The organism is Vibrio sp. 1069 (assembly GCF_033340555.1).
The window spans coordinates 200,206-222,757 of record NZ_JAWOWP010000003.1 but is presented as its reverse complement, the minus strand read 5'-3'; the positions used below and the strand labels follow the sequence as shown (position 1 = coordinate 222,757).

The window sequence follows — 22,552 nt, the reverse complement described above, 5'->3', positions numbered from 1 at the left end:
TTTGGAGCGTTTATAACTTAGCTATGCGTTTGCTCACCTTTTGGTGTGCTTTGGTTTGGTTGATAGTGCAAAATCACCATCGAGGTGGGTGACAGCAAGACTTCGCCTTCAGCATGTCCTGGGTTGAGATTACGTACGTTTGTATCACAGATCGTCACCCATTCTTGCTTTCGCTCATTGGGGAGCTTAAAGCGAGCTGTGGCGTTAGTTTGGTTGATGAGGTAGACCAGCTCTTGCCCTTCTTTACCGATACCAAGGTGAAGTGCGACAGAGCTTAAACGGTTCCAATCATCGTGCTCCATTAAGCGACCGTCTGTACGGCGCCAGAAAATACGGTTGTTATTGCGATTCTCGCCACTGAAAGCTCGGATAAATGGCACCATGTATTGATTTCGGTTGGCGACCATTTGTGACATCCATGCTTTGAAATGTTGCTTACGTTCTGTCTCTTCCCAGTTCAGCCAACTGGTTTCGTTATCTTGGCAATAGGCATTATTGTTACCGCCTTGGGTGTGAGACAGAACATCAGCAGTGAGAATGTGTGGGATACCGAAGGCAAACAGCAAGCTAGCAATAAGGTTGCGTTTTTGCTTTTCACGCGTGGCGATAATCATCAGATTTTCCGTCTCGCCTTCAACACCGTAGTTTTCTGAACGATTGTCACCGTGACCGTCGCGATTTTCTTCGCCATTGGCTTCGTTATGTTTGTGCTTGTAAGACACTAAATCTTGCAGTGTGAAGCCATCGTGATACGTGATGTAATTTACGGTGAGTTTGTATGGCCAGTTCGCTGCACTATAAATGTCACGAGAGCCCATTAATCGAGTGGCAAACTCTTTTAAATAGCCTTGATCACCGCGCCAAAAACTGCGGGAAATATCACGCAGTTTGTCATTACATTCGTTCCAACCAAATGGAAAGTTACCCACTTGGTAGCCATTTGGACCAATATCCCAAGGCTCGGCAATCAATTTGGTTTCACGCAAAATTGGGTCTTGCGCAACGGCTTTAAAGAAAGCTGCTTCTGGGTTGTAATCATCGCCCTGTCGACCTAACGTTGCAGCCAAGTCAAAACGGAAGCCATCGACTTTAAATTCGCTAACCCAGTAGCGCAATGTATCCATCACAAGGTTTAAGGCTGGTTGGTAGGTGAGATCCACTGTATTTCCGCAGCCGGTGTAATTGGCGAAGTGGTTGCCATGTTTGATGTAAAAACGGGAATCGAGGGCCTTCAGGTTGAAGATTGTAGGCCCTTCACCACCTTCAGCAGTGTGGTTGTAAACCACGTCGAGAATCACCTCAATGCCGTTTTTATGCAATTCGCGAATTGTTGTTTTTAATTCCGTAACGGCGTCTTGTTCTGCGTAGCGCGGATCGGGCACCATAAAGAGATAAGGGTTGTATCCCCAATAATTGACCTTTTCCATCTCTAGTAGATGAGGCTCATGCATGCATGCTGCGACAGGTAGCAATTGCAGCGTGTTGATGTTTTGCTGTTTGTAAAAGGCCAGCATTTCAGGTGATGCAAGACCTAAATAGCGCCCCTTCAGCTTGTCCTCAACCTCTGGGTGGCGTTGGGTAAGCCCTTTGACGTGCGTCTCAAACAATACCATCTCTTCTCTGGGTATACGCGGGTGATCCGTGTTTTGCCAGTCAAAATCATCTTCGATAACGACGCACTTCGGCATATCGAAACTTTTGGCTGGAGAGTAGGGAGGGTGATAGTGGAGGGCTTTATCTATTGATTTTGCGTACGGATCAGAAATTAACAGTGGCTCGTCCTTGTGGGAGACAAGGTAACCGTATTTTTGCCCCGGCTTAATATCTGGAATAAAAGTATGACGTATGCCAGCGTATTCATTCGGTAAACCGTGAAGCTCGTAGCTGCCATCGTTTGCAAACAATGCCAGTTGAATGTCTTTTACGCCCGGAGCATGAATAGAGAAGTTACAGCCTTCTTTATTCAATGTTGCGCCCAGGGGGTAGGGGCGAGAGAGAAGTCGTGTCATCGGAGATACTTTATTTAATATTTATTGCTACCTTTAGGAAACTATAAGTTAAAAACTTTGTCTTACTAAGGTCAACCACCCTAAATATAAAAATATTCGTGTAATTTAATTACTTTATGTGACGGCTTAGAGTCAAAAATATGAAATGGCTATCACTTTGTAGCGGCTCAAAACCGAACAAACTTACTAATTCCTCCCTAGATTGGTGATCTGACTCGAAAAAACACCATTCGGTAAATTTTCTACTCCCTTCTCATCCCCCTTAAATTAGTTTAGGGCGGAGGAAGTCATCCTTGTACGCCTCGGGTAATCTCACAACTGTTGAAACAAACGGGGATTCGTTCCCATCTTACCTCTCTTTCTTTAGGTGTGTTTTTACTGCCTATATTCACCTAAAAGAGTGAGCAGGGAAGACAGAATTATAAATACCCTTAATGGAGTTAAGAATGAAAAAAGTAAGTGCAATTGCTGCTGCTGTAGCTGCAACTTTAGCTGCTGGTTCTGCATTCGCAGTGGATTTCCACGGTTACATGCGTGCTGGCGTTGGCGTGAACGCTGACGGTGGTCAACAATTAACATTCGAAAAGAACAAGATCGGTCGTCTAGGTAATGAAAGCGATATCTACGGCGAGATTCAACTAGGTAAAGAAGTTTACAACAACAACGGCAAAACGTTCTACGTAGACTCTATGGTTGCAATGACTTCTAACGGTTCAAACGACTGGGAAAGCACTTCTGCTAACTGTGGTTTGGATAACGGCGAAGTGAAATGTGTAGACGATGCACAATTCGCACTACGTCAGTTCAACGTTCAAGCTAAAGGCCTACTAAACTTTGCTCCTGAAGCAACGCTTTGGGCAGGTAAACGCTACTACCAACGTCACGACATTCATATCTCTGACTTCTACTACTGGAACATCTCTGGCGCGGGCGCTGGTGTTGAAGGTATCGAAGCTGGTCCTGGTAAAGTTTCTTTCGCTTGGGTTCGTAACGACCGCGGCGATATCGCAGACCCAGGCAACGATGGCGGCGCAACAAACGTAAACACTCTAGACGTACGTTACGCAGGTCTTCCTCTATGGGACAACGGCTCTCTAGAAATGGGCTTGAACTACGCAATTCTTAACGAAACTGACGCTGCGCCAAACGGCACTAAAGATGCGAAAAACGGCGTAATGTTCACAGCAGAATTGACTCAAGGTCTAGACGCTGGTTTCAACAAAACAGTGCTTCAGTACGGTACTGAAGGTTACTCAAAAACAATGGCATTCTACGGCGACGGTAGCTGGTACGGCGCAGAAGCTGACAACGGTGCATCTGGTTACCGCCTAATCAACTGGGGTGTAATCGGCATGGGCGACAGCTGGGAAATGGGTCACCAGCTAGTGTACGGTGTTGGTGAAGACATGTGGGCTGGCCAAGACAAGTGGGAAACAATGTCTGTTGTTGTTCGTCCAATGTACAAATGGGATGACAACCACAAAACTATTTTCGAAGCTGGTTACGCTATCGACGATAACGACGGCGAAGAAAACAAATACGGTAAGCTAACTGTTGCTCAAGCATGGTCTGCTGGCTCTAGCTTCTGGGCTCGTCCTGAAATCCGTGTTTACGCTTCTTACCTAACGGCTGACAAAGAAGACAACTCAAACACATTTGACAACGGTCGTTCAGACGATACGTTCCAATTCGGTGTACAAGCTGAAGCTTGGTGGTAATCATCTAACCACTAAGTCCTAAATTGTCCTAGAATGATACAGCCAGAACTTATCTGGCTGTATTTATTTAAAAAACAATAAAGAGTCGAGGTAGACAGTAATGAAAAAATGGCTTGCTCCCGTACTGCTGGGCATGTTGGCTACTGGTTGTGCGTCTGTAGAACAAGTAGAGATGAGTCCAAAAGGTCAGCAACAAGTGATCACGCAATCGGGTGATATTCAATGGGTACCGCTTAACGTGCCTGTGGTTACTGAGTTCGCTTTGACTGATAAAAGCCAAATGTTGTTGGATGGTAACAGTGCTGGCGCTATTGCAGCGTTTGCTCTTCCAGGTAACCGTGGCAGTCTCGATATCAAATTAGAGACATTCGTAAGTAAAGAACTTCAATTTTATGCTCCTAATGTCGCAGTGATGAACTCGGCAGGAGAAACCATTTACCAAGCAGATTTTTCAAAGTTTAAGTACGAACCAGCAAAACTGTTGGACAACGATAAATTCGTACTTGATCTCAATGTGATTCCAGACATGACAGGTAACGATCTGCATGTGTTGGTTTACACGACTTCCGCCGATCTAAAAGGAAGTACACAAGTTTTACACCCTGCAAAAGCCTTCGCCATGGCGCGTCACACTCAGCCGCCAGATATTGCAGACCCTCTAGCGAAACATAGCCCACTCGGTCAGTTCCGCTTTTCGGTATCCGCGAATGATATTGTGAATACTAAGATTGTTGCGAAAAACGACAACATTCCCCAAGGTACGGACCTTACTAGCTACTACTACAGCTCAATTGAAGCGGCAGTCGCAGCGAATGATATTCCGAAAGCGCTCACTTTGCTTGATGAAGCAAAAGAGCTAGGTATTGAAGGTGCACAACAAGTGTTTGTGAAAGCCGTAAATAGAAAATAATCAGATAAAAAAGGTCAGCGAAATGCTGACCTTTTTCATAGAAAATAAACTAATAAAAATACCCCTACATAGAGTTACCTTATTCACATAATTATTTTTATTACTTTGTTTTTTATATAGGTTGGATCAATAATTAATGGCAGTTCCTAATTTATTTTTTGTACTTAGGAAATAAACAAACTTCTCGAAGTGATTTAAATTCACAATCTGACGATATTTATTTGGCGTTTGATATTTCCATTTTAATAACGATTAATATTTCTTTTAACCGTTGAGTTTATTTTGCTTTGGATATACTAAAAAGGAATTACGTGAAATGAACATGATGAAGACCTCTCTTGCTGCTGCTCTACTTGTTGCCTTAGTGGGTTGTCAATCGACTGCAGAACCAGAAGCGGCCGCAGAGCCTGTTGTTAATATGTCTCAAGACGAAGTGGTTGCTTTCATGAAAGCGTGTGACAACCCAGATAGCACAGCGAAAGGACCTATTTCTAAACCACTATTTGTGGTGGGTACTTTTGCGGATTCCGATTGGAAACACGTGCCTCAGCGTCAATACACCTACAAAGGGAATAATTTCTACCAAGCCGTGGTTCAAGAAAAAGTAGGCTCCTACAAAATGCAGTACGCGACCGAGTTGTGGTTCCCACAATTTACCGCAAAAGGTAATAGAATGAACGTTGGTGAATTAACACCATTAACATTTGGTGGTTACGGTACGGACACTTCGGTTGATATTAAAGAAGATGGTAAATATGTATGGAGTCTTCAGTTTGAAGGAAAAGGCAAACCTGTTCATGTCATGGTAAATAAGTGCCAATAATATTCCATTCAGTTATTTAAAATCTATTTTTATTTATTAACCCCTGCATGAAACACATGTCGGGGTTAATTTTATTACTCAAATTTCCGTAGTTTATTTGAGTAAGTTAGGGAGAATAAAATGCGTAATATCCTACGTAACCATCGCCTGCCTCGATCGTTGCTTGCGTTAAGTGTGATTGGTGCTTTATCTGCGTGTAATTCTTCTGGTGGTGGCGACACTAATAGCAGCACTCCGCTACCGGATACCAGTTATGCTTGCCAAGCCAATGTCATGGCGCAAAGTAACCAACTTCGTACTTATCAAATCATGGTAGAGAGTTTTGTGGATGGTGATGCGAGCATTGGTCACGGTACAGGTTATGGCACCAGCCATCATAATGGCGATTTGCAAGGAGTGATTGATTCACTCGATTACATCCAAGATTTAGGGATGAACGCGATTTGGTTGACGCCAGTTTTTGAATCGGAAGCGATAGCGGGCCAAGAGCACTGGGCCGATCGTCTGGATGCCACGGGCTACTTTGCAACGGATTACTTCACCATTGATCCACGTTTTGGTGATTTAGAAACGGCGAGAACCTTGGTCGAGGAAGCACACAAACGCGGCTTATACGTGTTTTTTGATGGTGTATTTGGTCATCACAAAGATGGTTTGATCAAACCATCTCCTTCCGGTTTGTTGCCATCGGGATCGAGCAATCCCGTTGATTACCCGGCCAGTCTCGATTTCTACAAAGAAGTGGCAACGTATTGGATCAAAGAACTGAAGATTGACGGCTGGCGTTTAGATCAAGCCTATCAAGTTCCGACAGACGCTTGGACACAACTTCGTAAAGCCGTCGATGAAGCCTCACAAAGTGTGACGTACACCAATAGCAAAGGCGAACAAGTGAATCCGTTGGGCTATATGGTGGCAGAGATTTGGAAAGGGGAGTCTGAAATCGCGAATGAGGCGTATGGATCGAACAGCGATCCAGCATTGTGCTCTGCGTTTGACTTCCCTATGCGATATCGCATCGTTGAAACTTTGGCCGTGAATGAGAGCGGCGTGGGTGGTCGCGGTGCGGATTGGTTAGACAACGGCTACAGCACACACAACCAATATCCAACACATGCGCAGCCGAATTTGATGATCGGCAACCATGATTTAGTGCGCTTTGGTGACTTGTTACAGCGCGGAAACTTGGCGGATGTGAATGATGCAGAATATTGGTTACGCCATAAAGCCGCGTTTGCTTTCCAAGCGGCGTACACCGGGCCAATCACGTTGTACTACGGTGATGAAATCGGGGATCAAGTGGATGGTTTTGCCGCAAAAGAAGACAACAGCACCTGCGCCATTCAAGGTTTGTGCGATGATCACGTTGCGCGCAGTAGTGCGAAAATTGAAGGCGTGACGGCGACGCTTGATGCAAACCAAGCCGATCTCAAATCTTATGTGACATCGCTGATGACAATGCGCGATGCGCATCCTGCACTTTATCAAGGGTCACGCACGAATTTAGTTGCGAGTAACGGCAGTTATGTGGACTTGAAACAATCTGGTTCGGACAAAGTCTTGTTTGCGCTAAATACCTTAGAGAGCGCTAGAAGCGTCACTCTTACTCAGGAGAGTGTTGGTACTGGTGAGTTGGTGGATTTGCTCACGAATGAAAAAATTACTCCGAGTAATGGTCAATATCAGATTCTGATGTCGCCACTACAAGGACGATTCTTTGCGGTAAAACCTTAAGGAATTATCCAGAATTGATGCTCACCAGTTGAGCTGACCACAAGCTTTCTTATAAACAAGCCAAGTGTTGTTGCTGACCTCCATAGGCTCACACTTGGCTTGTTTCTGTCTGTTTTACTTTTCCCTTAATGGTTTTACGACGATGTAGCCAACAAGTTGCTTCGCTTTTTGTATTGGCATTTGTTTTCAGCAGATGGATATTTGTGAGATAAGCTGCACATTAAAAAGTAAATTAACACTTGTGCAACGTAAAAATGTGACTGAAGGATTACTTATGCCCCACTAATATGTTTATCGTGTTTGGGATTTATATAACTAATGGAAAAGTATAATGAAATCCATAACGAACTCCCTCTGTCTCCTTGCTGCTGTTAGCTCTCCGTTTGCATATAGCCAAATTATCAACGGTGACTTTGAGCAGTGGAATGGCAATGTACCTACGCAGTGGTCAGAGATTGACGCGGGCATTACAGTGTCGCCAAGCAGCGAGCAAATCAAATCGGGTGGTCTGGTTGCCCAGGTCGTCGTGAATACAGGTACCCAAAGCAACACCGACTTTTTGCAAACCATTAATGTGGAGCAAGGGAAAACCTATCCGTTTTCTGTCTCGGTTTATCATACCGAAGGAAATGTAAAAGCACGTCTGGTGGTTGATGGTTATCACAATTACTCGAACCCACAACAGATAAACCAGTGGCAAGAGCTCGCGCACAACTACACAGCGAGCTCGAACAAGACCATCAACGTCGGTTTGCGTTTTTACGATGAAGCCAGTTTTGATGGCTCAGAAGTTGTCTACGTCGATAATTTTCAACCGACTGAGACGAGTACACAACCTCCTGTAGAAAGTTGTAGTGATCACCAAGTGGTCTTGACTCTCACAACAGATGACTATGGTTCAGAAACTAGCTGGACGTTAAAAAACAACCAAGCCGAAGTGCTGTTTTCTGGTCAGGGGTACGAGTCAGCAACCACCATTGAAAAGAGCATGTGCTTAGCTGACGGTAACTACCAATTCACGATTCAAGACGAGTATGGTGACGGCATTTGTTGTGGCAGTGGCGCGGGGTCGTACACGCTGACTGAGGGAGATAAGACTCTTGCTTCTGGCGCTGAATTCTCGAAAAGTGAAACCACCGATTTTAACTTAGGTGACACAACGACGACCCCACCAGTGGTTGATGGTTACTATCAAGCGGCATCTGGTAAGACGGGATACGCTCTAAAAACAGCGTTGTTTAACATTATCAGTAATCACTCCAGCCGAGGCTATTCTGCGGTCTGGACCTTGGTAAAAGATGCCGATATTGATCGTTATTATGAAAATGATGGCTCTATTCTCGATATGTACTCTGAAAAGCCATCTGCTAGCGATACAGTAAGCTTTACCAAAGTCACAGACCAATGTGGCCAATACAAAACGGAAGGGGATTGCTACAACCGTGAGCACTCTTTTCCGAAAAGCTGGTTTGGCGGTAAGGTTGAGCCGATGAACTCAGACGGTCATCACTTGTTTGCAACTGATGGTTATGTAAACGCGAAGCGCAGTAATTGGCCATTTGGTGAAGTGGGCACCGCGACCTACGTGTCTAGTAATGGCTCTAAACTTGGACAAGCAAGCACTAGTCTGGGCTACTCCGGTACGGTGTTTGAGCCGATTGATGAGTTTAAGGGCGACTTCGCCCGTGCTTATTTCTACATGGCAACCCGCTATGAAAATGTTGTAGGTAACTGGGAAGGCAATTCAAGCAATGCGGATGCTGTCCTTGATGGTTCAAGTTCAACGGTTTTTGAACCTTGGATGTTAAACATGCTGAAACGTTGGCACAAAAATGATCCCGTTAGTGAAAAAGAACGAAACCGCAATCAACAAGTGTTTGATTTTCAGGGCAATCGTAATCCATTCATTGATCATCCTGAGTTTGTTGAACAGATTTGGGGAAACTAACACCTTTTTGATTTTGGTATCCACCATTTAGTGACGCCAACAAAACAAAGGGGAAGCGTGATGCTTCCCCTTTTTCATTACGGATGTTTTTAAATGAAACTAGTTTTTCGTTACCGTCACGATTGGCGCCGACTTGTCAGCCGCATTGAAGTGGAAGTTGTAGTTTCCTGCTTCTGCAATCGCAATTTTTAGGTTTGCGCTACCGCCACCGGCTTCCATCGTCAGCGCTTTACCAAGCTCAACACTGCCTTCACCACCGAAGTTGGTGTCTGCTGCCCAGTCTGCGCTCGCAACTTTCATCTCGTAGTTGCCCGCCGCTAGGGTAATGTCTAGCGAATAAACGTCATTTGCAACATAGCTGAACTTCGCTGTTGAGTCTTGTGCTGGAGCATCCCATGTAGTGATAGTGCCACGTAAGTAAAGTGCTGTTTCACCGAATGTTGGTGCATCTGCTGACTTGGTCACTGACACGACCGGTTTTTCTACGCTTTCATCTTGAACATGTAGCGCGTTCAGAGTGAAGTTGTACTTACCTGTTTCAGCAACAGACAGCTTACAGTTACCTTCTGAACCTAATTCTAGTGAACCAGAAGCTATATTCGCAGCATCACAACCGATGTTTGGATTTGCCCAACCAGAGTCCGCGAATTTGAACTCGTGTTCACCAGCTTCAAGAACGCCAGTTACAGAGTACATACCGTTGCCAATAAAGGTCATCGCCCAATCACTGCTATCAGACCACTCGTTCATCGTGCCTTTCACGTAAACAACGGTTTCGCCGTAAGGAGGAATACTCGATACGTCTTTGTTATCCGTGTTTACTGGTAGGCCAGCACCTTGCGCGCCGTTTTGTGGCTGCACGAATACCGCTGTTGTCAGTGCTGGTACTGTGAACGTTTCATTGGTGAAGCTTGCACCTTTGACGATGTCATCCGCAGAGTTTTGTTGAACTTCATGCAGTTCGAAACCAGTTGCGCCAGCAACTTTGAAAGATTTCTCAGTTGATGTTGAGTTCACAACGGCCACGACAGCATCGTAGTTCGAATCCAAATCGGCACCCGCTGATGTACCATCGTCGATAGACATCACAATCAAGCCTTCCACTTGGTCTTTCCCTACGTTGCGGAAGTCCACACGGTTCATCACTTCTTGCGCGGTATCTAGGCGGAACAGTTCGCTTGTGCTACGGATTTTAAGTAGCTCTAGGAATTGTTGCTTAGTCAGCTCGATGTCGGTTGAATCTGGTTTCGCCGTGCTGTCACCAACGATGGTTTTGATCAGCTCCCAGTTTGCACCGTCTTTGTCTTCACGTGGTAGACCAACGTTCCAGTTATTGTCGCTTCCGTCGAAGAATACACGGTTGAACCAGTCACCAGAATCGTACGAGTCGCGCTGCATAGATTTAGAGCGCAATAGCTCAGAACCCATGTGGATGAATGGAATGCCTTGACCAAGCATCACCGTTGATAGGGACACAGACTGCATACGTGCACGCTCGGCAGATGAAGTGCCTGTCGCAATCTTGTAGGCGTTGTTATCCCACAATGTTTGGTTGTCGTGCTTAGACACGTAAGAGATGTTCTCTGATGGCACTTTTGTGTAGCCTGCAGGCGCACCATTGTAATCAACGTTCTTACCCAGCTTGGTTTCGCCTTTGTAATCAAGAAGGATGTAGTCAGCCAAGTTACCAGCCATACCTAGACGAACCAGATCTTGGTTGTGTAAACGACCATTCACCGACTCTGCGTCAGTTTTGGTTTCTTCGTTAGGGTAAGCGGCGTTACCAAAGCCTTGGTTAAAGCGAAGTGGGTGCTTACCTTCAGAATCTACACCGCCATCAAACGGGCTTCCGCCACGAACTGCGTCACGCAGACGATCAGAGAAAGTACCGATTTCTGTCCCCGCCATGTTGACTTGTGTCGCCTGATCGAAGCGAGCGTTTTGCGCGACTTCACCAAAGTCCCAACCTTCGCCGTAGAACAAGGTATTCGGGTCAATTTCACGGACTTTTTCAAGTGCGTAAACCATCACATCTTTCGGCTGGTGGCCCATAAGGTCAAAACGGAAACCATCGACTTTATAGTCATCCGCCCATACCATCAATGAGTCAACCATTAGTTTACCCATCATCAAGTTCTCGGTTGCGGTGTTATCACAACAGGTTGAGTTTTCGACGCCGCCAGTGTTGACGTTTAGGCGGTGGTAGTACCCAGGGACAATCTTATCCAGTACTGATTTTTCGTTCACACCAGATGCATTTGTGTGGTTGTACACGACGTCCATGACCAGTTTCAGATCCATTTTATGCGTCGCTTGAACCATTTCGCGGAACTCAAGAATACGCTTAGACCCGTTAGGATCGGTCGCATAACTGCCTTCTGGCACGGTGTAGTGGTAAGGGTCATAACCCCAGTTGAAGCTGTCTAGCATGCGAAGATCGTTCATCAACGCTTGTGCTTTGCCCGTTGTTGGGTCGTAGCTATTTAATACCTCTTCAATTACTTTGCCGTCATCTTCGGTCTCACAAATGGAGGCTTCTGGCTTGATGCCACAAAGTTTACCCACGGTGTCGGTGATATCGACTCGCTTGTCAGCGTCTTCATCCACGGTTGCAATATCAAACGCAGGCAGGATATGTAGCGTTGTTAGGCCAGCATCTTTTAAAGCTTGTAAGTGAGATACAGACTCACGCTCAGGTTCTGTAAGCGCCAGATATTTGCCATCAAGACTTGGTGTGCCTTTGCTGTCGTTAAAGCTGAAATCACGAATGTGTGACTCGTAAAGGACGTGGTCTTCGTCTTTTTTAACCGTTGGGCGTGCGTAGTTTTTCCAATCTTGAGGCATTAAGCTTGGATCATCTAAATCAACCACTTGCGAGTATCGTGAGTTCTTAGACAAGCTCATTGAATATGGGTCTGTTACCAAACGCGTTTCAACGACGCCAGTTGTTGGGTGGTATACTTTAACTTGGTAGCGATAGTATTTGTTGACAACGTTGCTTTGTGCCTCAGAAACCCAGATACCTGTTGCTGGGTCTTCCGTCATGGCAACGGTCGCTTCTTCTGCTAAGTTTTCATCGTAGATTATCAGATCAACATCTTGGGCAGTTGGTGCCCATAGTTTGAAGGTTGCGGCACCGCCTTCCACAATCGCACCGAGTTCTTGACCGATCGCGTTACCTGCCTTGGAATCGGCAAACACCGCATCCAAAACGCCCGGCTTTTGCATTTCAGTTGCAGAAATGACGTCACCATTTGCGTTGTAAGCCACCATAACAATTTGTGACTTCAGGATCGTACGCAAGGTCGCGTCATCGACATCGATACCCGCAGCTTGAAGGCTAGCAAGGTGACGGAAGCGTGATTTCAGACCATCAGACAACTCACCAGCTTTTGTCAGCTCAACGGCTGTACCGCCAGAGATTTGCTTGTCTTCATCCATTTTGATGTCATTGCTAAGGCTGTAGAACAGCTTCATGGAATCCGCACTGGTCGCCGCTTCCCATGCGATGGTGTTGGCGTCTAACCAATGGGCTTTTTGACCATCAATATCAACAGGGCGCTCTTCTATTGGCTCGTAGTAAAGTTCACTGCTGCCGTGGAAGCCAAACAAACCTTTCGATTCGCCGATTTTCGTCAACTCTACTTTTGAGTTTGCGCTGCCGAACGCTTTCTCATCACCTTTGTGCAGAATGAAGTTCATGCATTCGTGTGGGTCAGAGGCGTCAGGGTTTATTTTCAGTACGTAGTAAGCACCGTAGGTGTCGTTGATGCCATCGAATGGGTGTGGCGCAGACCAATCCGTTCCTGTTCCCGGAATGCCCATTGCGTCTAAATCTGTGCTGGTACAGCCCTCACCGTTCCATAGGTGCAAGCCCCAACCTTCGTAGTCGCTGGCTGTTGAAGCTGATGCTACGTCACGTTTGTAATAAATGACGACTTCGTTCTCTCCCGCAGGGTACAAGCCTGAGCCAGGGGTCGTCGTATCTTCGTTCGTGCTATCACTACCACAACCGCTGATTACCGCGACGGAAATCAAAGGCAGTACGGTTTTGGCAATTGTTGATAATTTAAATGTCTTATTGTCCACGTTTACAAATCCATTGTTATTGAATTGATATTGAGCTGCGCGCTGCCTTCGCTGACTCAATCATCAAGAAGGTTTTGCACACGCTAGAAAGGCAGATGCCAAAAAAGGAAATGTTCAATTAGATGCTAATACACTGAATCATCAGCAAAATGTGAGAGCAGGCTGTTAAGTTTTTTACAGGTGCAAATTTTCTGTCACAGTCGATTTTGTTCACAAATTAAATAATAAAACAGGCGCATAGTGAGAGATTCTGCACATCATTAAAATGTAAATTTTTATGGGATGAGTAAGGGGGGATGATAGGGGATGAGAATGTCTCAGCCCCAAAACCGTGATTAAGTTCTATAAAAATGAGGGCTATATTTTTCTTTTAAAAATAAGTTGCAGTGATGTTGAATAAAATACCGCCATTAAGTCTTCGCAAGCTTCAGATTTTCGCTAAGTGGTCGTTATATAATGAAGGTAGTCGGCGTTATGTCGGCGCGTAATCATAAGATTTCCCTGAAAGGGAGTTGAATTGGGCCCTGAAACCAAAAGAGGCTATTTATGAGTAGTATGGGCATTGCCATTGCGGCAACTGGCCTTTCACTCGTCCTGATATTTGTGTGGATGATCTCGTTGTCGATGCGGAAACAGAGACTCGAGGCAGAGAGGAAAGCTCGCGAAGCCGCTTATCGAAAGGCGATGCATAAAGCGCGAGAGCAAGAGCGTAAAGAGCGAGAGTTCAAAGCAGAAACCGGGCATATCCCCACCATTTTATTTCTAGCGAAAGAAGCCGAAAAGGACAACATTCGCCAAGCGCTGTATTGGTATGATAAAGCCGCTAAACTGGACAATGTGACGGGGATGTACGGCATTGTTCGCTTAAGTGAACGCATGCGCGAAGATGTGATTTTAAAAGAGCAGGCAAACTTCTGGCGTACCGCAATTGCGGGAATGGAAGGGGATACCGAAGCGAAATTTTCGACGGGCAAGGCCTTGGTCTTTGGTCGAGGAACTGAAAAAAATATCCCAAAAGGTAACCAACTGATTGAAACTGCCGCCGAAGAAGGCTGCATTGATGCCATGATTTATATGGGGGAATGGCAGCTTTCACCAGACAATAGTGCGGGACGCAGTGCAGATGCGCTTTACTGGTTTATGAAAGCGGCGGAAAAAGACAGTGCAGATGGCAAGATCCAAGTCGGCTTATGTTACCTAAATGGCATTGGTACAGAAAAAAGCATGGTTAAAGGTTGCTACTGGCTGGAACGGGCCGCGGAAGGTGGCAGTGCTAAAGCGATGTATCATGCTGGCGAAGCGTGGAAGGATAAAGGTAAAACGGGTAATGCAATTGCTTACGTTTGGCTGTTTCTTGCTGCCAATATGGGCTACCAACCTGCGCGTATGTTACGTGATGAAGTGGCAACCAATATTGGTGTTGATGTTGTCGTTGGATTGCAGTCCATAGCGAAGCCGTTGCAAAGAAAGCTGGCCTCAGGAATGGTGAGAAAGCACTCTATTATTCGAGCCCTTAACAAAGTGTACAAACGCGAAGCGTATTTTCCTGCGGAAGAGGAGCTCAATGCGGTGTTGAATGATGAGAATAAAGACGCCTCCGAAGCTTGGGAGGAGGCATCAACACTAGATTTTCAGCCTAACATGACAACGGTAACAGCAGAAGACCAGGCAAGCACATCGCCCAACGAAAAAAAACTCTCTAAAGAGGCGCTCGATTTCACTCAAAACTTCCTTCAGCCATAACCTATCTTATCCAGAAGCCTCAAGATTGAGGCTTTTCTTTTGCTCTTTTGCCAGTATCTCTATCAGTCACGACAACAGAATGTAAACTTACTTAAGCAGTCATTTTACTGATGTGCATACTATTTATGCGATTTTTCAACATATTTTTAGTACTTAACTAAGATGGGATCTGTTTACCTTAAAAAAGAGGTTTTTCCCTCTTTATTTACTTCCGCTATTGGGCTTAGATCAAGCCTTTTCAATTGATAGTAATAATGATTGAAGAGCAATACTTGATGTCCCGATTTATAGGTGAATAGTACTCATTACTTTATCTAATAATGTAAATTAAAAAATGTATTATAAATCTTAAATTGTTCTTTTATATTTAGGTGTCGATTATTGATTTTATGATTAATTAGGCGCAAGATAACGTAAAAATAAAATAGCATAGTTAATATGCAGAATTACACTAGGAAGTAACTTTTTCATTACATGTTTCATAATAAATAGAGATGATTTTTTATCTCTGTTTTTATTTATATTAGAGATTTGTGTATGTTGAGAATCATTAGTGCAGATAAATTTATCTCTTCAAGGTTTATCTTAGAGTACAGTAAGGCTGAGTTCGCTTCTTTATTAGGTGTTTCCGTCGCTAAAATAAGTAATATTGAAAGTGGAAAATCTTCAATCCCCCCGGTGTATGATTACGCCATTAATTACTTGTTGAGTGAACATCCATTTAAAGATAGTGCTGTTGATGCTTTATGTTCTCATGAAACGTTAAACTTTGCTCGTCGTATTGACGTCAATACCAAAGTAAAACGCTTGTCCTGTAAGCGTTGCGATAGCCGTAGACTGCACGTTATGGCTGGCATGAGTGGCTTGTATTTTGTCGAGTGCATGGATTGTAAACACACTATGTACTCGTCAGGCATGTCTGTAAAACGTTATCAGCAATGGTCGAATGATGGAGTCAAACTAGATAGTCATTTATTTAATTGAATTGTGTTTCCTTTGCACCTTAAGTAAAAAGCCATCAATACATGTGTTGATGGCTTTTTTATTATATGTTTAAATTTAGTTAAAATTAAAATATTTATCATCCCTAATAATACATTCCTAATAATTATATAGTGATGTAAATCTCAAAAAATTATTTTATTGATATTTTATTTATAACAATAATGGTTGTGGTCACACAATTTTTAATTATTTTTCCTTTTAATTCTGGTTTAAATATCATTGGACTATCAATTGGAAAGTGATGAAGGTCGCGAAATTCTAATTCGAGAAAATAAGACTTTTAAATATGAAAATTTAATCACGAAATTTGTTTTTTTAATTTTAAATATCATTTTAGTTTGTAATATCTGTACCTGTCAATTTTAAAGAACAAAAAAGAGATATTCCAAATGAAACGTTTAATTATAGGTGTTAGTAATTACATGCCAGAAGACTTCAGTTTATTAGCTGAATCTTTAGATGAACAATTTAATCGTCATTTACAACCTTTAGAGCAAGTTGAATTAACCGACGTTGGTGCGGCTATTATTACTTCAGCAGACATTAAAGCAGGTCTGCATAAAATGATTTCCGAAACGGGTTACGGTATTCCAGTTTTCTTAGTAACGGATGAAAACCCAGTTTCGGCAGAAGATTACGTTTGGCTAACTGGCGTTATCGATTTAGAAAGACAATCTATTGAGTACTACTGTCGTCAAATCAACGAAGCAGTAACCAAGTACGAATGTCGTCTGCTTCCTCCTTTCTTCAAGCAATTAACGCACTATGTTGAGATGGGTAACTCAGCGTTTGACTGTCCGGGACACCAAGGTGGTCAGTTCTTCAAAAAACACCCAGCTGGTAAACAATTCTACGATTTCTTTGGCGAAAACCTGTTCCGTAGTGACTTGTGTAACGCGGACGTGGATTTAGGTGACTTGCTGATCCACGAAGGTTCTGCACACCAAGCGCAAGCGCACGCTGCAAAAGTATTTAACGCGGACAAAACTTACTTCGTACTCAACGGTACTTCTGCTTCAAACAAAGTGGTGTGTAACGCGCTAGTAACTGAAGGTGATTTGGTACTGTTCGACCGTAACAACCACAAATCGAACCACCACGGTGCGTTAATCCAAGCGGGTGGTATGCCAGTTTACTTAGAAACGGCGCGTAACCCTTGGGGCTTCATCGGTGGTATGGATGAGCACTGTTTCGATGAAGAATACATTCGTGCTCAAATCGCGAAAGTGGATCCAGAACGTGCACGCGATGAACGTCCTTTCCGTCTTGCTATTATCCAGCTTGGTACTTACGACGGTACTATCTACAACGCTCGTTACGTGATGGATAAGATCGGTCATCTTTGTGACTACATCCTGTTTGACTCTGCGTGGGTTGGTTATGAGCAGTTCATCCCTATGATGAAAGACTGTTCACCACTGCTGCTGGATTTGAAACCAGAAGACGCAGGTGTGATCGTGACTCAGTCTGTTCACAAACAACAAGCTGGCTTCTCTCAAACATCGCAAATCCACAAAAAAGACCGCCATATCAAAGGTCAAGCTCGTTACTGTAACCACAAACGCTTTAACAACGCGTTTATGATGCACGCATCGACTTCACCATTCTACGCACTGTTCTCTGCGCTTGATGTGAACGCGAAGATCCACGATGGCGAAGCAGGTCTGCGTTTATGGCGTGATGCGGTTAAGACTGGTATCGAAGCGCGTAAAGAAATCCTTAAGAGTTGTGAATTGATTCGTCCGTTCATTCCAGACGAAGTCGAAGGTCAACCTTGGGGCAGCTACGACACTGACGTGATCGCCACGAACAAGAAATTCTTCATGTTTGAGCCAAACGCAAGCTGGCACAAATTTGAAGGTTACGGTGAAGGTCAATACTTCGTTGACCCATGTAAATTGTTGCTAACTACTGCGGGTATTGCAGAAGACGGCAGCTACGCAGATTTCGGTATTCCTGCAACGCTATTGGCGAACTTCCTTCGTGAAAACGGCATCATCCCTGAGAAGTGTGACTTGAACTCTATCTTGTTCCTACTCACTCCTGCGGAAGATATGGGTAAGATCCGTCACCTTGTGGCTCAAATTAACCGATTCGAAAAATTCATCCGTGATGATGCGCCTCTAAGTATCGTACTTCCAAGCGTCTACGAAGCGAATAAAGAACGCTACCGTGGCTACACCATCCGTCAGCTATGTCAGGAAATGCATGACATGTACAAAGAGCTGAACGTGAAACAGCTACAAAAAGCGATGTTCCGCAGCGAGTACTTCCCACAAATGGTTCACAAACCAGACGTGGCAACACGCAAATACTTCCGTGGTGAATGCGATTACCTACCACTTAAAGAGGCCGTGGGTCGCGTAGCCGCTGAGGGTGCACTTCCTTACCCTCCAGGCATCATCTGTGTGATCACTGGTGAAATCTGGACCCCACACGTGGTGGATTACTTCCTATCTCTAGAAGAAGGCATCAACCGCTTCCCAGGCTTCGCGCCAGAAATTCAAGGTGTGTACCTTGAAGATGTTAACGGTCGCACTACCGCACATTGTTATGTCCTAAAAGATTAATCTACCCGTTCGCACCACGCTCCGGCGTCGGTGCGAACCGCTTATTCGTGGAGAATAATTTATGAGTACTGAAACTAAAAAAATGTCGGTGGTGCAGTTAACCATTCTGACATTCATCAACATGGCCGGCTCCGGCATCATCATGCTGCCAAGTAAACTGGCGCAAGTGGGCACCATTTCTGTGTTGTCTTGGCTGATCACGGCGGCGGGCTCTTTGGCGTTGGCCTATGTGTTTGCAAAATGTGGTCGCTTTAGTAAACGTGACGGTGGTATGAACGGTTACGCGTCTTATGCATTCGGTAAATCGGGTGCATTTATGGCGGGCTGGACTTACGGTTTGTCGCTCCTTATTGCGAACATTGCGATCGCGATTACTTGTGTGGGTTACGGCTCCGCATTCTTTGAAGTGACCCTATCTCCGGTCGAAACCTGTTTGTACACCATCGCCATTCTTTGGATTTGTACTTTCGCTAACTTCGGTGGTGCGAAAATCACAGGTCAAATTGGTACATTCACCGTGTGGGGCGTAATCCTACCAGTGTGTTCATTGGGTATTGTTGGTTGGTTCTGGTTTAACCCAACCATGTACATTGAAGCTTGGAACCCACACAGCTTGCCATTTGGTGAGGCAGTGAGTGCTTCTATTGCGATGACGCTATGGGCATTCCTTGGTCTTGAATCAGCTTGTGCGAACTCTGAAGCGGTAGAAAACCCAGAGAAGAACGTACCAATCGCAGTGCTAGGCGGTACGCTAATCGCGGCTGTGGTTTACATTGTATCGACAAACATCTGTTCTGGTATCGTTGCAAACTCTGAGCTTGCTGCATCTACAGCACCATTCTCAACCGTATGGACAGTGATGTTAGGTTCAGCCGCTGGTAAAGTGGTTGCGGGTATGGCGGTATTGGCTTGTGCAGGCTCTCTATTGGGTTGGCAATTCACTATCGCGTCAGTGTTCAAATCGTCTTCTGACGCGGGCTTCTTCCCTAAATTGTTCTCTCAAGTGGACAAACGCGGCACACCGATCAAAGGTATGATCGCGATTACTATCATCCAATCAGTATTGTCTCTAATGACGATTTCTCCAACGCTGAACGAGCAGTTCGAAGCACTGGTTAACCTAGCGGTAGTAACAAACGTTATTCCTTACATCTTATGTATGGGCGCAATCTTTATTATGCAGCAAGTGGCGCACGTGCCAGAGCGTGAGATGAAAACCACCAACGTTATCGCTCTGATTGGCTCTCTGTACAGCTTCTATGCGCTTTATGGCTCCGGCTACGAAGCGATGATGTGGGGCTCTATCGTAACCTTCCTAGGCTGGAGTGCTTACGGTCTGATTGCTGCGAAGCATGAGCCTTTAGCAAATTGAAAATAATACTGAAAGAGCCTTCCCAAACGCGGTGTGGAAGGCTCTTTGCTTTTAGGCATTTACGCCAAATCCAAGTCAGCTTAATGTATTTGAGGCTAGACATCCAATGACGTGAAAACTCATTTTCGACATTTGGAGGACGAAAGATGATAAGTCAACCTGTTAAAATCGGTGACGACACCGCCGTAGTCATTCCAAGCGTAATCCTGGCTCAGCTCGGGATAAGGGAAGGAGATACCCTAGAAATCGCACTGAATAAAGACAAAATGGAAATTAAGAAGATGGTGTTGAAAACCAGCGCGCCAACTTACTCTGAAGATATTGAGGAGAATTGAGTTAGAGAATCTTGGTTTGTCGGATACACTACTGGTTTCGCAAAACTGGCGCTTGCCGCTGTCTTTGAACTATCGATAACTACAATAAGAGGTAAGGTACTATGCAAGGTATCCTCTCTATACAATCTCATGTTTCTTTTGGTCATGCTGGTAACAGCAGTGCCGTTTTCCCAATGCAACGCATGGGTTTCGAAGTATGGCCGATTCATACCGTTCAATTTTCTAACCACACGCAGTATCAAGAAGGCTGGACTGGGCGAGCGTTTGCGGCTGAAGACATCAGCGAGTTAGTTCGTGGACTTGGTAACATCGGCGCGCTGGAAAAGTGCCAAGCGGTATTGACGGGCTACCAAGGTAGCGCAGAGCAGTGCCTTGCTGTTGAAGATACCGTGACGAAAGTGAAACAAGCAAACCCGAACGCACTTTACGTTTGCGACCCTGTGATGGGCGCGCCAGACAAAGGCTGCATTGTGGCTCCGGGCATTGCTGAAAATCTTCTAACGCGTTTGATGCCAATGGCGGACGTGATCGTTCCGAACCAATTCGAGCTAAGTCAATTTTCTGAGATGGAAATCCACTCACTAGACGATGCGATCACCGCATGCCAACGTGCGCTAGAAAAAGGTCCAAAAGTGGTGCTAGTTAAGCACCTTTACTGCCTAGAAAATGGCAGCTTCAACATGCTATTGGCTACGCAAGAAGGCATTTACCTTGCGAAGCGTCCTCAATTTGAGTTTGCTAAACAACCTGTTGGCGTGGGCGATCTTATTTCAGCTATCTTTACCGCGGGACTCTTAAAAGGCTGGTCTCCCAAGCAAGCTTTCCAACATTGTCATGACGCATGCTACGGGGTGTTAAGTGCAACGTACCATGCAGGCGAATGGGAGCTGCAAACTATTGCTGCGCAGCAAGAGTTTGTTGAGCCAAGTAAGCATTTCTCAATTGAAGAGGTGGCTTTGGTCACCGCGTAATTGAGCGCAATTAAACAAAAAAGGGGAGCCATCATCGGCTCCCCTTTCTCTTTGTTCTGTCAGTCTTACTGAGCTTTTTGCTGCTCTGATTTACAAACTGCTGCCGTAAAGACAACATCTGTTGAGCTGTTTAGTGCTGTTTCAGCCGAGTCTTGAATCACACCAATGATGAAGCCAACCGCTACAACCTGCATGGCTACGTCGTTTGAGATACCAAACAGGCCACACGCTAGAGGGATAAGTAGTAGAGAGCCACCTGCAACACCTGATGCGCCGCATGCAGAAACCGCAGCTACAATACTTAGAAGTAGCGCAGTCAGTAGATCAACTTCGATACCCATAGTGTGCACAGCTGCAAGCGTTAGTGTTGTGATAGTGATTGCAGCACCAGCCATGTTGATGGTCGCACCTAGAGGGATAGATACTGAGTATGTATCCTCGTCCAGTTTTAGCTTCTCACATAGTGCCATGTTTACTGGAATATTCGCCGCACTTGAACGAGTGAAGAACGCAGTTACACCACTTTCACGTAGACAACGGAATACAAGTGGGTAAGGGTTTTGTTTGGTTTTAACGAACACGATCGCCGGGTTTACAACGAGTGCGATGATCATCATTGCGCCAAGAAGAACCGCCAGAAGGTGTGCGTAGCTTGCTAGTGCGCTAAAGCCCGTTGTCGCAAACGTTGAAGCAACCAAGCCAAAGATACCAAATGGTGCAAGACGAATGATAAAGCGCACAATGTGAGACACGCTGTGGCTTAGATCTTCAAATACGGCCTTCGTTGTTGCCGATGCGTGGTGTAGTGCAAGACCCAGACCCACACCCCAAGCAAGAATGCCGATGTAGTTTGCTTCTACTAGTGCATTTACTGGGTTGTCGACCAGTTTAAACAACAATGTGCGTAGAATTTCAGCAATACCTTGAGGAGGCGTTGCACCTTCAGCGCCGGTGACAAGCGTTAAATTGGTCGGGAAAAGGAAGCTTAGAACCACTGCTGATAGCGCCGCGAAGAATGTACCCATCAGGTACAGTACAACGATTGGGCGCATGTAAGTGTGTTGGTTTTTCTTTTGGTTTGCAATTGAAGCGGCAACCAAAATAAACACAAGAATTGGCGCGATCGCTTTAAGCGCACCGACAAAAAGGCTACCAATTAATCCCGCGCTTTCGGCATGGCTTGGAGAAATTGTCGCGAGCAAAATACCAAAGACGATACCTACAAGGATCTGGACGACGAGGTTACCACGAGCATATCGGGCAACGAGGCTGTTGTGTTGCATACATCATTCCTGCAATTTTATGCCAGAGTGGCAGGGCAATAG

Annotated in this window: 14 protein-coding genes; 11 read left to right on the top strand and 3 right to left on the bottom strand. The window is 45.1% G+C overall.

Translation table 11 applies throughout. The features are described from left to right. Positions 1 to 17 precede the first annotated feature (17 nt). Positions 18 to 2,009 carry a glycogen debranching protein GlgX gene (gene glgX / locus R7040_RS07040; protein WP_005374781.1) on the bottom strand — a complete coding sequence of 664 codons (1,992 nt, stop codon included), beginning with the start codon at positions 2,007 to 2,009 and terminating at the stop codon, positions 18 to 20. Positions 2,010 to 2,455: 446 nt separating this feature from the next. Between glgX and R7040_RS07035 the strand changes: the two genes are divergently transcribed. The 5 genes from R7040_RS07035 (at position 2,456) to R7040_RS07015 (ending at position 9,142) form a co-directional block, all read left to right on the top strand. Then, positions 2,456 to 3,727 (top strand): maltoporin, encoded by a 1,272-nt coding sequence (locus R7040_RS07035; protein WP_005374784.1) that lies wholly within the window; start codon positions 2,456 to 2,458, stop codon positions 3,725 to 3,727. A 100-nt stretch (positions 3,728 to 3,827) separates the two neighbouring features. Then, positions 3,828 to 4,637, top strand: a complete 810-nt coding sequence (locus R7040_RS07030; RefSeq protein WP_005374786.1) for a MalM family protein — start codon at positions 3,828 to 3,830, stop codon at positions 4,635 to 4,637. A 316-nt stretch (positions 4,638 to 4,953) separates the two neighbouring features. After that, positions 4,954 to 5,460, top strand: a complete 507-nt coding sequence (locus R7040_RS07025) for a hypothetical protein (protein ID WP_005374788.1) — start codon at positions 4,954 to 4,956, stop codon at positions 5,458 to 5,460. 120 nt (positions 5,461 to 5,580) lie between these two features. Further along, the gene (locus R7040_RS07020; protein ID WP_213967509.1) at positions 5,581 to 7,194 is read left to right on the top strand and encodes an alpha-amylase family glycosyl hydrolase; all 1,614 of its coding nucleotides are present in this window, start codon (positions 5,581 to 5,583) and stop codon (positions 7,192 to 7,194) included. A 331-nt stretch (positions 7,195 to 7,525) separates the two neighbouring features. Then, positions 7,526 to 9,142, top strand: coding sequence for an endonuclease (locus R7040_RS07015; protein ID WP_158173269.1), 1,617 nt, complete (start codon positions 7,526 to 7,528; stop codon positions 9,140 to 9,142). A gap of 99 nt (positions 9,143 to 9,241) precedes the next feature. Here the strand turns inward: R7040_RS07015 and pulA are convergent, their stop codons facing one another. Next, positions 9,242 to 13,231: a pullulanase-type alpha-1,6-glucosidase gene (gene pulA / locus R7040_RS07010; RefSeq protein WP_213967508.1), complete on the bottom strand. Its 3,990-nt coding sequence runs from the start codon at positions 13,229 to 13,231 to the stop codon at positions 9,242 to 9,244. Between the two features lie 546 nt (positions 13,232 to 13,777). Here pulA and R7040_RS07005 point away from each other — a divergent pair. From R7040_RS07005 to pdxY, 6 genes are all read left to right on the top strand, one after another. Beyond that, positions 13,778 to 14,974 carry a tetratricopeptide repeat protein gene (locus tag R7040_RS07005; protein WP_213967507.1) on the top strand — a complete coding sequence of 399 codons (1,197 nt, stop codon included), beginning with the start codon at positions 13,778 to 13,780 and terminating at the stop codon, positions 14,972 to 14,974. A gap of 537 nt (positions 14,975 to 15,511) precedes the next feature. Beyond that, positions 15,512 to 15,958 (top strand): helix-turn-helix transcriptional regulator, encoded by a 447-nt coding sequence (locus R7040_RS07000; protein WP_005374797.1) that lies wholly within the window; start codon positions 15,512 to 15,514, stop codon positions 15,956 to 15,958. A gap of 410 nt (positions 15,959 to 16,368) precedes the next feature. Further along, a complete protein-coding gene (gene speF / locus R7040_RS06995; RefSeq protein WP_011106546.1) occupies positions 16,369 to 18,549 on the top strand; it encodes an ornithine decarboxylase SpeF in 2,181 nt (726 codons plus the stop codon). 61 nt (positions 18,550 to 18,610) lie between these two features. Then, the gene (potE, locus tag R7040_RS06990) at positions 18,611 to 19,921 is read left to right on the top strand and encodes a putrescine-ornithine antiporter (protein ID WP_005374814.1); all 1,311 of its coding nucleotides are present in this window, start codon (positions 18,611 to 18,613) and stop codon (positions 19,919 to 19,921) included. Positions 19,922 to 20,067: 146 nt separating this feature from the next. Continuing rightward, the gene (locus R7040_RS06985) at positions 20,068 to 20,256 is read left to right on the top strand and encodes an AbrB/MazE/SpoVT family DNA-binding domain-containing protein (protein WP_017634469.1); all 189 of its coding nucleotides are present in this window, start codon (positions 20,068 to 20,070) and stop codon (positions 20,254 to 20,256) included. A gap of 101 nt (positions 20,257 to 20,357) precedes the next feature. Continuing rightward, positions 20,358 to 21,227 carry a pyridoxal kinase PdxY gene (gene pdxY / locus R7040_RS06980; RefSeq protein WP_054574874.1) on the top strand — a complete coding sequence of 290 codons (870 nt, stop codon included), beginning with the start codon at positions 20,358 to 20,360 and terminating at the stop codon, positions 21,225 to 21,227. A gap of 65 nt (positions 21,228 to 21,292) precedes the next feature. On the opposite strand, the gene sstT is transcribed toward pdxY, so the two are convergent. Then, positions 21,293 to 22,510, bottom strand: a complete 1,218-nt coding sequence (sstT, locus tag R7040_RS06975) for a serine/threonine transporter SstT (RefSeq protein WP_005374821.1) — start codon at positions 22,508 to 22,510, stop codon at positions 21,293 to 21,295. Between the last annotated feature and the right edge of the window lie 42 nt (positions 22,511 to 22,552).